The sequence below is a fragment of the Pseudomaricurvus alkylphenolicus genome (genome assembly GCF_011683955.1).
GTDB lineage: Bacteria > Pseudomonadota > Gammaproteobacteria > Pseudomonadales > Cellvibrionaceae > Pseudomaricurvus > Pseudomaricurvus alkylphenolicus.
In genome coordinates this window covers 104,294-119,419 of record NZ_JAAQPI010000007.1, presented here as the reverse complement: position 1 = coordinate 119,419, position 15,126 = coordinate 104,294, and the positions used below count along the sequence as shown (strand labels likewise).

Below are 15,126 nucleotides of genomic sequence, written 5' to 3'. Positions count from 1 at the left end.
AATAGAGGCAAACAGGCTATCCATTTCTCGGTTCCGTCTATGAATGCTCAAGTATCACCGGCCCGCCGGGCACACACCAACTCCTACTATGCCGCCAGCCGCAACGACGACTCTGAACGAGCCGGCCTGCAAGGCACTGTCAAGGCCGATGTGTGCATTGTCGGGGGAGGTTTTACCGGGCTGTCAGCCGGGATTCATCTGGCCAGGGCGGGTTACAAGGTGGTACTGCTGGAAGCCAACCGCATCGGCTGGGGAGCTTCAGGGCGCAACGGTGGCCAGGCGATTATCGGCTATAACTCCGGCATTGGTGCACTGGAATCCCGCTTTGGTCTCGACGCTGCCAAAAACTATCTGAGTATGGCGCTGGAAGGTTGCGACATTATTCGCCAGCACATCGAGGAGTTTCAGATCAGCTGTGATTTTAAACCCGGCCATGTGGGACTCGCCACAGATCAAAAACAACTGCACGCCATGGAAAAAGAACGTCAAGTCTGGGCGCGCTGCGGTCGTGATGATCTGGAGTTGATTCCGGATCGCCCGGGCGTTCAGGATCTGGTGGCCAGCTCGAACTATGTGGGTGGATTCTTTGACCCCAACAGTGCTCACCTGCACCCTCTCAATCTTGCCCTGGGCGAAGCCAGGGCGCTGGAATCCCTGGGTGGGGTTATCCACGAGCATTCCCCGGTGACGAAGGTGGATGTTCACCAAAAACCGGTTGTGCATACTGAAGAAGGCCGCGTTAATGCAGACTATGTGCTCTTGGCCGGCAACGCCTACCTGGGTAATTTGATACCCAGCATTGAGGCCAAATTGATTCCCGTCAGTTCATTCGTAATCGCCACTGAGCCGTTGGGCGAAGAAAGGGCGGCGGCGTTGCTGAAAAAGGATTACGGTTATACGGACTGGCGTTATGTGCTGGATTATTATCGTCTGAGTGCCGACAAGCGCCTGCTGTTTGGGGGCAAGTCGTACTATGGCGGCGCGCAACCGGCAAACTTCGCCGAGGCTATGCGCCAGGATATGCTCAAAGTGTTTCCGCAACTGAGCGACGTCAAAATTGATTATGCATGGGGTGGCAACTTTGCCATTACCTACAGTCGCATGCCGGACGTTGGGCGCTTACGCGACAGCAACGTATTCTATGCCCATGGGTATTCGGGGCACGGCGTTACGACCACGCATATTGTCGGTCGTTTGCTGTCAGAAATGCTCGCCGGCAATGCGGAAAGGTTTGATTACTTTTCACGTATTCGACAGGTGCCGTTCCCTGGCGGCAAGTATTTAAAAGTACCTGCCGTGGTAATGGGCAGTTGGTATTATCGCCTGAGGGACATGCTTGGGGCTTCGCGCAAGTAAACACGCTCAGCCCAACCATTCGAACATGCCTGCAAACTCGGGCGCTTCCACGCGGTGACGAATGGCTTCAATCACCGCTTCCACTTTTGGATTATGCTCGATGCGGTGAGGTGTGCAGGAATAAAACACCACATGGCAATCGGCAAACACCTTGGGCAAAACCTGCTGGAAACTGCCGTTTTCCAATTCGCGATAGATGGCGTAGAGTGGCAGGTAACCCAATCCCAGACCAGAGCCAATGGCGTGCAGCTGTGCCCAGGTGGTGCTGATGTAACTGACATTGGGCGGCTCCACCGGAACCTCCGGTTTCTGTTCGCACAGTGAGCGCCAATCGATATCTTCCGGCTCGGTCAACAACATCTGGTGCTGTCGAAGTTGTTCAAGGGATTGTGGCAGGCCGTGGTTTTCGGCATACCCTTGACCACACACCAGCCGCATCGGAGATCGGAACAGCGCCTGAGTGTGCAGCCCTGGCGCGCTGGTCAGCGTGCGTATGGCAAGGTCAAAGTGTTCCCTGCGCAAATTCACATGGTCATCGGAAATATGCAGATTGACTTGCAGGTTGGGGTAGCTGGACTTCATGTCGGAAATCACCGGTCCCATAATCACAGAACCAAAGCAGGAGGTGGAGGCAATATTAATCTCGCCGCTGAGGGTCTTGCCCTGCACCGTATCCAGTGTTTCCTGCAGTTGGGTAAACATCGTCTGGCAATGATCCGCCAACAGCTGCCCGGCGGGGGTTAGTTTGATCTGGCGTCGTTTTTCCCGATCCAGCAGCGCGACATCCAGCTGTTGCTCCAGCAACTTTACCTGGTAGCTGACGGCGGACTGGCTGATGTGCAGGCTTTGTGCCGCGCGGGTGAAGCTCTGGTGGCAGGCAACCTGCCAAAAGCAGTGCAGGTAGGACAGCAGGGCCTTGTTACCGAAGGTTTTCATTTTATCTAATATTTTGATAATTCAGATCCAATACTTCTATTTTACTCATAATAAAATCCCGCGCACAATGGCTGCAAATGAATGAGCACTGAGGTGAACCATGACTTTTCTGGACAAAAGCCCTATTCACAGCGCTGAACATGCCCGTTCTTACTATGCGGCGTCACAGCGGGACAAAGCCCCGTTTGCTTGCCTGGAGCAAGATATTTCCGTTGATGTGTGCATCGTTGGCGGTGGCCTCTCCGGCGTTGCCACGGCCGTGGAGCTAAGTGAGGCGGGATACAAGGTCGCGCTGCTTGAGGCCCAATGCATCGGCTGGGGAGCCAGTGGCCGCAACGGTGGCCAGATTATCGGCGGTTTTGGCGAAGCACTGGCCGGCAGCCACGACAAAGTGGAGCAACAGTTCGGTCGCGGTGCTTCAAAGGCACTTTGGGACATGGGTTTCGAGTGCGTGAATATCATTCGCGAACGAGTGGCCAAGTACGACATTGAATGTGACCTGCGTTGGGGCTACCTGGATGTTGCCCGTAACTCTCGCGAGGAAGACAACCTTAAAGCCTGGCAGCAGGAACTGCGGGACAAACATTATTCGGAGGAGGTGCGCTGGTTGGAGCGCGCAGAAACTCGCCGAGTGGTCGGTAGTGATCGTTACACTGGCGGTCTGGTCAACATGGGTTATGGGCACGTACAGGTGCTGGATTTGTGCAAAGGTGAGGCCAGAGCGGCCCAGTCACAGGGCGCGCAGATCTATGAACAGTCGTTGGTAACTGGGTTGGAGTACGGTGACACCTGCTGCGTTCGAACCGCCAAGGGCAGTGTGAAGGCAAAGTTTGTGGTACTGGCGGGCAATGCCTACTTGAGCCAGCTGTCGCCTGATTTGGCGCCCAAGCTGTCTTCAAAAATTCTGCCCGCCAGCAGCTATGTGATTGCAACCGAACCATTGGGTGACGCACTGGCGCAGTCAGTGTTAAGCGAAGATTTTGCGGTCTGTGACCAACGCACCGCATTGGATTATTTTCGCCTGAGTGCTGACAAGCGCCTACTGTTTGGTGGCATGTCGAATTACAGCGCCAGGGATCCCAAGTCCATCACGGCCACCATGAGTGCCAGTATGCACAAAGTGTTTCCGCAGTTGCGTGGCGTCAAGGTGGAATATGAGTGGGGAGGGCACATGGGCATCGGGCTTAACCGCGTGCCGCAGTTCGGACGTTTAAGTGACAATGTTTATTACGTGCAGGCCTATTCCGGTCATGGGGTGGCGCCGACCCATATGTCCGGTCGTATCATTTCGGAGTTGATTCAGAATCAGGCGGAGCGGTTTGACATTATGGCTAAGGTCAAACACTGGCCGTTCCCCGGCGGGCGCATGTTTGGGCAGCAGCTAATGGCATTGGGAATGATGTTCTACAAGATTCGGGACGAAATTATGTAAGCTATTCCCGCAGCTCTCCCAGCATCTGGTCCAGCAGGTCGATGGCCTCATCGACCTGGGTTTCATAGATCGGATCGATATAGCAGTTGGGGGCTTCCAGCCAGACCTTGGGTGAGTGGTTGGGGTTATTGGAGTAGCACAGTGTTATTTCTTCGTTCGAATCGTTTATTCTGTCAGCAATCTCGTCAATGGTTGCAGGTAGATTGACCAGGGTTCTCTGTGCAAATAGATGGGTCATTGTGCGACTCCAAGTGTATTCCGTTTCATTAGGCAGTATAGATGAAAATCCCACCAGCTGCTCATCACGTAGCAGGCGCTAATACTATCTGTATTTCGCCGCGGTAATAAACTCACCAAAGGTCTCACACCAGACCACCACTGTATTGAAGGCGGCCAGGTCTGTGCCTGAGTCTACTTTCACGATAAAGTTCTCAAAGGTCTTTACATCCCCGATGCGCAGCATTGATGATTTTATGTGTTCAAATTCCGCTTCCGTTTCCACAAACTGTGGCGACAGGTAAAGTTTGTAGTCCGGGCCGGGCGCCAGTTCGCCCATAAAGGTAATGTAGTCATTGCCGAGCGACACCTTGCCCTCTCCCCAATGAAAGGCGTCGCTGCCGGTCAGTTCTCTGGTGAACTGTGCCGAATAGACGGATTGCGACGACATGGCCTGAATGTCACCTTCACTTGGTGCCGGAGGCGCAATCAGTATCGGCAACGCATAGATGCCGGCAGCGAACCCCACAGCGATAGCCGCAATATGTGTTAAGCCAAGAACAGCCCAGTTCATTTTCATATCTTGATCATCCCCAGTCACTTTGGGTTAGGTTCTCATACTCTTTATAGCAATGAAATCCCAGTGAGTAAGTGCCAAAAGAGCACTCTAATCGCCCGCCAAACCACTTCTGCCAGAAAATCTGCTCAGCCAAGCCAGTGGCATATGACCACTAATCCATCACCATGAACTTATTGTAGACATCAAGGAGTCACCCATGAGTATTCTCAATGCCCGCTGGATCGACGATGAGCTGCGGATTCTGCACGATGCCGCCCACGGCTTTACCAAAACTGAATTTGACCCGCATCGCGAGCGTTGGGAAAAGGCCGGCCTGTGTGACCGTGAAGCCTGGAAGCAGGCTGGGGCGGCCGGGTTGCTGTGCGCGAGTATCCCCGAGCAGTACGGTGGTGCCGGCGGCAACTATTACCATGAGGCGGTTATTCTGGATGCCATGATCCGCGGCGGAGCCGCCGCATCTGTAGGTGGTGGCAATACCGTTCACAGCCAGATTGTGGCGCATTATTTACTGAACTGCGGTCGCGAAGACCAAAAGAAAAAGTGGCTGCCACTGATGGCCACGGGTGAGCGAGTGGGGGCGGTGGCGATGACCGAACCCGGCGCCGGTTCCGATCTGCAGGGGATCAAAACAACGGCTCGCAAGGAAGGTGACAGCTATATCCTCAATGGCGCTAAAACCTTTATCAGTAATGGCCAGCACGCGGAGTTGATTGTGGTGGTGTGCAAGACGGACTCCGCACAAGGTGCCAAAGGGGTGTCTCTGGTGCTGGTGGATACCACAGAAGTGGAGTCGGGATTTGAGCGGGGCCGTAATCTCGAAAAAATCGGATTGAAAGAGGCAGATACCTCTGAACTGTTTTTTGACAATGTGCGGGTTCCCAGCGAGAACCTGTTGGGCGAAGAGGAAGGGCAGGGGTTTTATCAATTAATGCAAAACCTGCCACAGGAACGACTCAGCATTGCCTGTACAGCCGCCACCGTTGCGGAGATGGCGATCGGGGAAACGGTCAAGTACGTCAAAGAGCGGGAAGCCTTTGGCAAACCAGTCATGTCGTTTCAGAACACCCGTTTTAAATTGGCGGAGTGTCAGACCGAGGCCACGATCATGCGTACCTTTGTCAATGAGTGCATTGAGGAGCAGGTGCGCGGCGAGCTGACGGCCGAAAAGGTTTCCATGGCCAAGTGGTGGTGTACGCAAAAGCAGTGCGACATCGTCGATGAATGTCTGCAACTGCACGGTGGCTACGGATACATGTGGGAATACCCCATTGCCCGGTTCTACGCGGACAGTCGAGTACAAAAAATCTATGGTGGTACCAACGAGATCATGAAGGAGTTGATTTCCCGTTCGCTGTAACGTGGATTCACGACTCATGACCAGGTTCCGTGCAACCGGAGCCCGACAATAACGATATGGAGAGACTCATGAACACCAACCTTCTCAATAAAAGTTACACCAATAAGAAAGCCACACTTTGCTGGGCAATTGCGTTAACCACGTTGAGTGGATTTTCGGCGAGCTCCAGTGCCGACGGCTTGATGCTGGAAGAGATAATCGTTACCGCACAAAAACGCGCCCAGAGCCTGCAGGACGTTCCGTTGTCTGTTAATGCCGTCAGTGGCGAGCTGATCAACGAAATGAACATGACGGGTCTTGATGATCTGTCGAGCTATGTGCCTAATCTCAGTATCAGCGAGGGTACCACGTCTACCAATATTTATATTCGCGGTTTTGGCTCTGGTGCCAATGTCGGGTTCGAGCAATCCGTCGGAATGTATATCGACGGTGTTTACGGTGGCCGTGATCGCCAGTTCCGAGCACCGTTTCTCGACATTGAGCGCGTAGAGGTGTTGCGTGGTCCCCAGGGTATTCTGTTTGGCAAAAATACCATTGCCGGTGCAATTAATATTGCCACTGCCAAACCGACTCAGGAGTTTGAAGCGTCGGTTACTGCTGAGGTCGAGCCGCGCTACAACCAATATCGATTCAGCGGAGTTATCTCCGGGCCTTTGAGTGAAGATTTCTCTGGTCGATTAGCCGTATCTCATAGACAATCGGACGGCTTCTTTGAAAACAGTCTCACCGGTGAAGATGCGCCAGCCAAGGACGAATCCGTTGTGCGCGGGACCTTGGTGTGGGACGTCAACGAAAATACCGAAGTGACTCTCAAGGCAGAGTTTGGCAGCTTTGACGTCGATGGTGCTCATACCCGTCAACGGATCACCGAATCCTTGCCTGTGGTAGCGGTTAATCCTCTCGCACTGGGCGCCTTGAGTGCTGGCGGTCCTCTGGCACCGGCGCTGATGTTCCCCAATAACACCGGCCTTGCCGGTCTGGTGGCTCAGGCCAATGCCAACGGCGGCTTGATCAGCCCCACCGCTACCGGAGACTACGCGGATCTGATGCGACAGTCCGATGCAGACTTTAGAACTGACGCCTTCCGCCAGTCACTGGATCGAGATGAGTCCACCACCGACAATCAAAACTGGGTCTTGAGTATCGAGCACGACATTCAAGACTACACATTGACGTCAATTACGGGCTATTCCAGCTTTGATGCTGACGATCTGCAGGATGTGGATTTTTCTCCAGCGACGGTTCTGGATCGTTACGCGACGCAAAAGTTTGACCAGATCAGCCAGGAGTTCCGTATCGCATCACCCGTGGGTGAAACCCTGGAGTACATCGCAGGGCTTTACTTCCAGACCAGCGAATTGGAAACCACCAATCGTCAGGACGCCTACCTTGCGCCTCTGGCGGGATACCGCCAGGAATTGGATATTGCCATGGCCGCCGCGCTGGCACAGCGCGGTCTGTTTGCAGGCGGGGTTAACTTTGGTGCGCCTTTTGGTGTTGTGCCGACGCTGCACACCTTGGCGTCCCTGCCCGGCATCAGCAACGTGCGACGGTTTGACCAGGACTCCGACACCTATGCCGCTTTTGGGCAGCTGACCTGGCACCTCAATGAAAGTGTCGCTATGACCTTTGGATTGCGTTATTCGCTCGAAGAAAAAGCAGCTTATCGTGATCTGACGTTTGTGGTACCCGGCACAAATACCGTGTTGGACCCCACTTCGCCTATCTATGGATTGACATCCGCAGTATACAAAATCATTACCAACACCGAAGAGCACGTCGCTAGCGATGAACTGCGGGAAGAGCAATGGACTCCATCCCTGAATGTCAGCTGGGATGTTAATCAGGACGTTATGTTGTATGCCAGCGCTTCGGTAGGTTACAAGGGAGGCGGCTTTAATGAAGCCGGTGTCGACGACCCCAATGCAGGTGGTAAACCGTTTGGCTTTGCCGAAGAAAAGGCAACGTCATTTGAAGTCGGAGGCAAGACCACTTTGCTCGATGGAGCCGCTCGCCTGAATTTCGCGGTATTCTATACCGAATTTGACGACCTTCAAGTGAGTACCTTTACCTCTGACGGGTTTACTGTCGGCAACGCCGGTACGGCAATCTCACAAGGCGTTGAAGTGGATGGCATGTGGCGCATGAGTGAAAGCCTGACTCTCTCCGGCGCTGCCGCTTACCTCGATGCACACTACAAAGAGTTCGACGGCGCTCCCTGTACCATTGCCCAGTCATCTTTGAATTTTGCCTGCTTTCAAGACTTGACCGATAAAGAGCTGGTGTTTTCACCGGAGTGGTCCGCAAGCCTGGCACTGGATCACGTCACGACGCTTAATGACAGCCTGGAACTGCGCACTCGCCTCGACGTGAACTTTATGGACAACTACTACCTGGTCAATGATCTGGATCGCCACGGAGAAAGAGCGGCCAGCAGCACCGTCAATTTGCGTGTGGCACTGAGCAACTTCGCGGATACCTGGGAGCTGGCCCTGGTCGGGAAAAATCTGGGTGACCAGGAAACCCTTAACTACGCGGCGGACACACCGCTGATGAGTGGAGCCCACTTTGGTTATTACAACGCGCCCCGTACCCTGGCCCTGAGCGCTTCTCTGAATTTCTGAGGTTCAATAATGAATATCGACTTTGACAGCCTGCAATTGAACAGTCCCTTTTACACGGAGTCGCATCTGCAGTGGCGGCAACAATTGCGCAAATTTGTTGAGCGGGAAATCTCACCTCATATAGATGACTGGGAGGAGGCGGGTGAGCTGCCACTGGAGCTTTGGCGCAAGGCGGCCGAAGTCGGTCTATTGCAACTTGGGTACGACGAAAGCTACGGGGGTGTATCTGAGGGTATCGATATCTTTCATACTATTGTCAGCTCCGAAGAGTTGGCCCGTTGTGGTGCCACCGGAATTTCTTCATCCCTGACGGTTCATGGTATCGGTTTGCCTCCGGTGGCTAACTACGGCACTGACGCCATGAAGGAGGAAGTGGTACCCCAGGTATTGGCGGGTGAGAAACGGATTTCCCTGGGTATTACGGAGCCGGGCGCAGGTTCGGATGTGGCCAATATCAGCTCCAGTGCCCGCCGGGAAGGGGACTACTATGTCGTCAACGGCAGCAAGACGTTTATATCCGGCGGCATGCGTGCTGACTGGCTGACAACGGCCGTTCGCACTGGGGGTGAGGGCATTGGCGGTATCTCGTTGCTGCTGATTCCTATGAACGCCGGGGGTGTATCCCGTACTAAATTGGATAAAAAACAGGGTTGGTGGTGTTCGGATACGGCGACCATTTATCTGGATAATGTAAAGGTGCCCGTCACCAATCTGATTGGTGAAGAAAACCAGGGCTTTCTGCCCATTGTTCACAACTTTAACCATGAACGAATCGGTATTGTGTCCTTATCTCTGGGGGCTGCCAAAGTCTGCATGGAAGAAGCAGCTCAATGGGCGGTGGATCGCAAGACCTTTGGCAAACCCCTGTCCAAACATCAGGTGATTCGGCACAAGTTTGCGGAGATGTTAAAACGCATTAACGCCACCCAGGCCTATTTGGATATGTGTGCCTGGCAAATGATGCAGGGGCAGTTACAGGTGCAGGACATTGCCATGCTTAAGGTGCAGGCCACGGAGACGATGGAATTCTGCGCCCGTGAAGCCATGCAGATTATGGGTGGCATATCCTATATGCGCGGCTGTAAGACGGAACGCCTCTATCGCGAGGTGCGCGTTATGGCTATCGGTGGTGGATCGGAAGAAATCATGCGCGACTTGACGGCGCGTCAATTGGGACTCTAAATCTATTTAATACACTACACTTTCCGTATCATTAAATTGGAAAAATATCAGATATTATGAATACGCTTGCAGACAACACACCGATTCTGGTGGGTGTAGGTCAGGTTACCGAAAGGGTGCCGGAGAACATTCAAGAGGCAAGTTCTCATGTTGTGATTGCCGCCCAGGCGGCGAGAATAGCTTTGGAAGATACCGGCGTGCAGAATGTTGCCGCTAAAATCGACACGGTTGTAGGGCAGCGAACCTTTGCGGATTCCACGCCGCTTTCAGATTGCCCCTTCGGTGGTTCCAGGAACTTTCCCCGCTCGGTAGCTGGCCGTATCGGTGCCGACCCGGCGTTGGCCATTTACGAATCCGTTGGCGGTCAGTCTCCCCAGAAACTGGTGAACGAATTCAGCGAACGGCTCCATAACGGAGACAGCAAGCTGGTATTGCTGGTGGGGGGCGAGGTGGTCGGCAATATCCGCGCAGCGGTCAGGCAAAAAGCCAATCTGGATTGGAACGAAGATCCTGGTGGTCAGTTGGAGGACCGAGGCAAAACGGATGGCTTTCACCTGATCACGCGCCAGGAATTTGAGCATCAGTTATTGCAGCCGATTCAGTTCTATGGGCTGATGGAAAATGCGCGACGTGCCAAGCAGGGTAAGACGCTTGAACAGTACGGTCAGGAAATGGCAGAAACTTTTGCGGGGCTGTCCCGCGTTGCTGCGGATAATCCCTATTCCGCCTTCCCTCAGTCCTATACGGAGGAAGAGCTGATTACCGTTACTGAAAAAAACCGTATGTTGACGTCGCCGTATCCAAAAAACCTGGTGGCCAAAGATGGCGTTAATCAGGCGGCGGCACTTTTGTTGACCACCGTGGGCGCTGCCAGGGAATTGGGCATTGATGAAAGTCGCTGGATTTTCTTGCATGGCTATGCGGATGTGGGTGACCGGGTGTTGTTGCAACGTCCCGGACTTTCGCGTTCCCTGGCCATGGAGTTGGCTTTCGAGGCAGCATTGAAAAAAGCCGGTTGCAATGACAGTGATATCAATCATCTGGATATCTACAGTTGCTTTCCCATTGTCGTGAACGAAGCGCGGGACATTTTAAATATTGCAAAGGATGACCCTCGTCCTCTGACTCAAACCGGAGGGCTGCCGTTTTTTGGTGGTCCGGGTAATAACTACAGTATGCACGCGATCGCTTCGCTGGTAGATACGCTGCGGGCGGATCGCGGCAGCCTTGGCCTCGCCTATGCCAACGGCGGTTGGATGTCCAAACACTCGGTCGGCATCTATTCAACACAACCGCCCCGAGAAACCTGGACACCCAGTGATAGCCGCCCCTGGCAGGCGCAGGTGGATAATCTGCCTGCCGTAGAGGTGGAGCAGCAACCGCAAGGCGAAGCCGTGCTGGAAACCTACACGGTCAATTACTTCAAAGGCGACCCGCTTAATTGTGTGGCAGTTGGGAGATTAAAGAGCAGCAACAAGCGCTTCTACGCGGTTAATGCATTCTTTGACGCCGAGACACTGCAAAAGGTGGTGGCGGGCAATTGCATGGGCGAGACCATTTACGTAGAAGCGGATCCGAAGGGTAATCGGTTTGCATTCAGTTTGGGTCAGCTGAAGAAATTCACGCCGGAAAAAGTGGAGCACTTCAAAGATACCTACGAATTCTGCCAAGTGGAGAGACGTGGTCATGTGCTGATCGTGACCATCGACCGTCCGCAAGCCAGAAACGCACTTCATCCGCCCGCTAACGAAGAACTCGAAGGCATTTTTAATGCCTATGAGAAAGACAAGGATCTCTGGGCGGCTGTTCTGACGGGTGCCGGTTCCGAGTCATTTTCTGCCGGTAATGACATGAAGTATCTGGCGTCCGGACAGCCCATGTGGATTCCCAAAACCGGATTCGCGGGGCTGACCAGCCGACGGGATCGAACCAAACCGGTTATTGCGGCGGTCAATGGACTCGCGCTGGGTGGTGGTCTGGAAATCGCCATGGCGTGCGATCTGGTGGTGGCATCGCAAGAGGCTTTGTTTGGTTTGCCGGAAGTCAAAGTGGGTCTGTTTGCCGGCGCGGGAGGTGTACAGCGGTTAACTCGTCAGATTGGCCTGAAGAGCGCCATGGAAATGATTCTGACTGGAGAACCGGTAGACTGTAAAAGGGCTCTGGAGCTGGGACTCATCAATCATGCCGTGCCCGCGGAGCAGGTGTTGGAGCGAGCACTGGCACTGGCTGGCAAGATCTGCGATGCCTCGCCGGTATCTGTCCGCAGCAGCCTGCAGCTGCACAATGAAACCTCCCATTGCGCCAACGTGGATGATGCTGTGAACTACCCCCACTCAGTATTTGATAATCTGCTCAATAGTGAAGACTTTTTCGAGGGCAGCCAGGCCTTTGCACAGAAGCGCAAACCCCAATGGAGAGGCAGATAGATCGAGAGGGTAGATATCGTCTATCACTCGCTTGGGGGATGGCTCGGATTCTGGGCTAGGCTTAGAGTAAGGTGTTCGAGAATGAGTGCCCTTCACAGTAGCCGTCCGGAGTCCGTACAAAAATGTCTGATCACAGCGCCGACGCAGCCAATACCGCGAAGGATAATCTCCCATTTACAGACTCCAGTCGCTTTCATCTTGGATCTGGACGCTATCACATTCGTCGTGATAATGAGCAGGAACAGGGGTTTGAGGCGATTTATCAGCTGCAACCAGGTGTTTTGTTGCGGGTGATGGATCTGACGATTCTCTCCGGCAAACCGGTACCCCTGCTGAGCCCCGCAAAGCGATTGATGTTCAACTTCAAAGTGCGGGGAGACCACCAGGTTGAGTTTCCCGATGGTACTATGGGCGCTATCACCGAGGGGAGTCTCTGGTTCAATTACAACGACGAAGAACAAGAGATGTTGGATATCTGCGAGTCGGGAGAGCCTTTTCTACTGGTAAGCATGTTGTGTGAACCGGATACTCTGATGCTGCCGCCCTTCGAACTGGAAGCGGCTCAACTGCCCGAAGTGGTGCAAAAAGTGCTCGAAGGGCAAAGTTTGGTCACCGAGGGATTTTCGATGGGACCGGAGCTGCTTCAATCCTTGCGTATGTTACTCGACAGCGATACCACTGACAGTGTGGGGCGCCCCTACCTGAGGGCCAAATCGGTGGAAATCCTTTGTCTTGCTCTGCGAGACATTCTTCAGCAGGAAAACCAACGGGGTCAGGCGCACATCTCCAAGCGCGAACAGCAGAAAATGAGCGAAGCCCGCCGACTGCTACAGAAACAATGGCAAAACCCGCCCAGCCAGGATGAGCTGGTGCAGCTACTGGGCATTGGTAAAAGCCGACTTAAAGAGTGTTTTAAGTGGTTATTCGGTTATTCCATTTCCGACTATGTGATGCGGATTCGAATGCAACAGGCGCAGCAGCTGTTGACGGAAAGTAACCTGAATGTGAGTCAGGTCGCCTGGGAGGTAGGGTATGAGCATCCCTGCAACTTTGTGACTGCTTTTAAGAGGCAGTTTGGAATGACCCCCAAGGCCTTCCAAAAAGCGGGCCGCGAGCGCCAGAGAGCCTGATTCTCTCTAGTCTGAAGAGGGGTATGCATCGGCAAGTGATTCGCTCCTCAAACGGCTGCAAAAACTTTTGCGGCTGTGCGCAAAAGAAACGCCCGCCCCACCACTGATAACCTGAAAACTCCCAATAGCGCCGGCAACGGCACAGGAGACGTTTTCATGGTATTTCCCTCCCGCAGAACACTCACCGCTCTGCTGCTTGCCGCCATGGTCAGCTCATCGCTACAGGCCGCACCAGACCAGATCTGGCTGAACGGCGATGTACACACCGCAGACCCGAGCGCTCCTCAGGCGGAGGCGTTTGCCCTTGAAGATGGACGCTTCGTTGCGGTGGGTTCTAACAAAGAGGTCCGGGCGCTGGCTGATCAGCGTACCGAGGTGCACAACCTCAATGGTAAGACCGTTATTCCGGGCATTATCGACGGTCATTTTCATCTGTTCAGCTGGTACGAGCTGAGCCGCGGTGTCAACCTCACCGATACCAACGATATAGATACCTGGGTCGAGCGGGTAGCGGCAAAAGCGGCGGTGACGCCCAAGGGGGAATGGATTGTCGGCGGTGGCTGGGATCATAACGCTGCTGGCGGTGAATTCCCTACCGCAGCCCAGTTGGATGCCGTAGCCCCCGACCACCTGGTAGCCCTTGGGGATATTGACCACCACACCATGTGGGTCAACAGCAAGGTCATGGATATGTTCGATATCCAAGCCGATAGCCCCAACCCCCCGGGTGGTGAAATTGTTAAAGACCCGAAAACCGGTGAGCCAACCGGTATTCTCAAGGAGACGGCCGCATTTGTTGTGTGGATGTCCGATGCCTTTCGTCCCTCAGACGAAGAGCGCGACAAGGTTTGGCAGGAAGCCCTGTCTTATGTGAATAGCCTGGGTATCACGGGTCTTCATAATATGGGGGATCTGAGGGATCTGGATGATTTGATCAAACTGGTTGAGGAGGGCCGCTTTCCGCTGCGTATGTGGTATGGCGGCGTGGTTAACTCTAGCGAAGAAGTCGCCGCATTGTTACCGGTGCGCGAACGAATCAATCGCCGTGCCGTTCGTCAACAGGACAAAGGTCCCCGGTTATCATTGGGTTATATTAAGGCAGTTGTTGACGGCGTTATGTCCAGCCGCACCGCCGTACTGCTGGACGATTACAGCGATGCACCGGGTGAGAAGGGCAAGTACTTTATTTCTCAGGACACCGTCAATGGCATTGTGGCTGCGGCCAACCGGGAAAACATTCCGGTGGCACTGCATGCACTGGGTGACGGTGCGGTAAGGTCCGCGCTGGACGCTTTCGAAGCCTCGCCCAAAACACCAAGTCTGCCCAACCGAATCGAACACCTTGAACTGGTGCAACCGGAAGATCTGCCCCGCTTCGCGCAGCTGAACGTGGTGGCGTCCATGCAGCCGCAACATGCTGTCATGGCCATTGATCCCTACGTGGTGCAACGCATCGGTGACGAGCGTGAGCACTTGGCTTACGCCTGGCGCAGCATACTCAACAGCGGTGCCAGGCTGGCGCTGAGCAGCGACTGGCCCACCGCAGACGCATCGCCTCTGTCGCAACTGCACGCCGCTATCAATCGACAAAATCTGTCCGGTCAACCCAAGGGAGGTTGGCAACCACAGCAAGCTTTGAACTTTGAAGAAGCTCTTTATGCCATGACACAGCAAAGTGCGGATCTGAGCGGTTGGGGAAACCAGCTGGGCAGCATCAGCACCGGTAAGTGGGCAGACTTTGTCATTTTGGACAGTTCACTGCCGCAAACGCTGGATGAACGTCTGCTACAACTGCAGGTGGAGACGACTTATATCGCCGGCGATGCGGTTTACCAACGTGGCCAGGCATCACTGGCGCAGCAGTCAGAACAATAACGATTCAAGAGT

11 protein-coding genes are annotated in these 15,126 nt (G+C 54.0%); 8 read left to right on the top strand and 3 right to left on the bottom strand.

Translation table 11 applies throughout. The features are described from left to right. Window positions 1-39: 39 nt before the first annotated feature. The gene (locus tag HBA55_RS18320; RefSeq protein ID WP_166994421.1) at window positions 40-1,356 is read left to right on the top strand and encodes an NAD(P)/FAD-dependent oxidoreductase; all 1,317 of its coding nucleotides are present in this window, start codon (window positions 40-42) and stop codon (window positions 1,354-1,356) included. A 6-nt stretch (window positions 1,357-1,362) separates the two neighbouring features. On the opposite strand, the gene HBA55_RS18315 is transcribed toward HBA55_RS18320, so the two are convergent. Next, window positions 1,363-2,292: a LysR family transcriptional regulator gene (locus tag HBA55_RS18315; protein ID WP_166994419.1), complete on the bottom strand. Its 930-nt coding sequence runs from the start codon at window positions 2,290-2,292 to the stop codon at window positions 1,363-1,365. Between the two features lie 100 nt (window positions 2,293-2,392). On the opposite strand from HBA55_RS18315, the gene HBA55_RS18310 reads away from it, so the two are divergent. Further along, window positions 2,393-3,724, top strand: a complete 1,332-nt coding sequence (locus tag HBA55_RS18310) for an NAD(P)/FAD-dependent oxidoreductase (RefSeq protein ID WP_166994417.1) — start codon at window positions 2,393-2,395, stop codon at window positions 3,722-3,724. Window position 3,725: 1 nt separating this feature from the next. Here HBA55_RS18310 and HBA55_RS18305 read toward each other — a convergent pair whose 3' ends face one another. Next, window positions 3,726-3,962 (bottom strand): hypothetical protein, encoded by a 237-nt coding sequence (locus tag HBA55_RS18305; protein WP_166994415.1) that lies wholly within the window; start codon window positions 3,960-3,962, stop codon window positions 3,726-3,728. An 84-nt stretch (window positions 3,963-4,046) separates the two neighbouring features. Beyond that, window positions 4,047-4,520 carry a DM13 domain-containing protein gene (locus HBA55_RS18300; RefSeq protein WP_166994413.1) on the bottom strand — a complete coding sequence of 158 codons (474 nt, stop codon included), beginning with the start codon at window positions 4,518-4,520 and terminating at the stop codon, window positions 4,047-4,049. A 196-nt stretch (window positions 4,521-4,716) separates the two neighbouring features. On the opposite strand from HBA55_RS18300, the gene HBA55_RS18295 reads away from it, so the two are divergent. The 6 genes from HBA55_RS18295 to HBA55_RS18270 all read left to right on the top strand — a co-directional run bounded on the left by HBA55_RS18295 (window position 4,717) and on the right by HBA55_RS18270 (window position 15,114). Next, a complete protein-coding gene (locus HBA55_RS18295; RefSeq protein ID WP_166994411.1) occupies window positions 4,717-5,877 on the top strand; it encodes an acyl-CoA dehydrogenase family protein in 1,161 nt (386 codons plus the stop codon). Between the two features lie 68 nt (window positions 5,878-5,945). Continuing rightward, entirely contained in the window at window positions 5,946-8,501 is a 2,556-nt protein-coding gene (locus HBA55_RS18290) for a TonB-dependent receptor (RefSeq protein ID WP_166994409.1), read from the top strand. 9 nt (window positions 8,502-8,510) lie between these two features. Continuing rightward, the gene (locus HBA55_RS18285; protein WP_166994407.1) at window positions 8,511-9,683 is read left to right on the top strand and encodes an acyl-CoA dehydrogenase family protein; all 1,173 of its coding nucleotides are present in this window, start codon (window positions 8,511-8,513) and stop codon (window positions 9,681-9,683) included. Window positions 9,684-9,739: 56 nt separating this feature from the next. Continuing rightward, entirely contained in the window at window positions 9,740-12,109 is a 2,370-nt protein-coding gene (locus HBA55_RS18280; RefSeq protein ID WP_166994405.1) for an enoyl-CoA hydratase-related protein, read from the top strand. A gap of 122 nt (window positions 12,110-12,231) precedes the next feature. Next, window positions 12,232-13,239 (top strand): helix-turn-helix domain-containing protein, encoded by a 1,008-nt coding sequence (locus tag HBA55_RS18275; protein WP_166994403.1) that lies wholly within the window; start codon window positions 12,232-12,234, stop codon window positions 13,237-13,239. A gap of 156 nt (window positions 13,240-13,395) precedes the next feature. Then, window positions 13,396-15,114, top strand: a complete 1,719-nt coding sequence (locus HBA55_RS18270) for an amidohydrolase (protein WP_166994401.1) — start codon at window positions 13,396-13,398, stop codon at window positions 15,112-15,114. Window positions 15,115-15,126 lie beyond the last annotated feature (12 nt).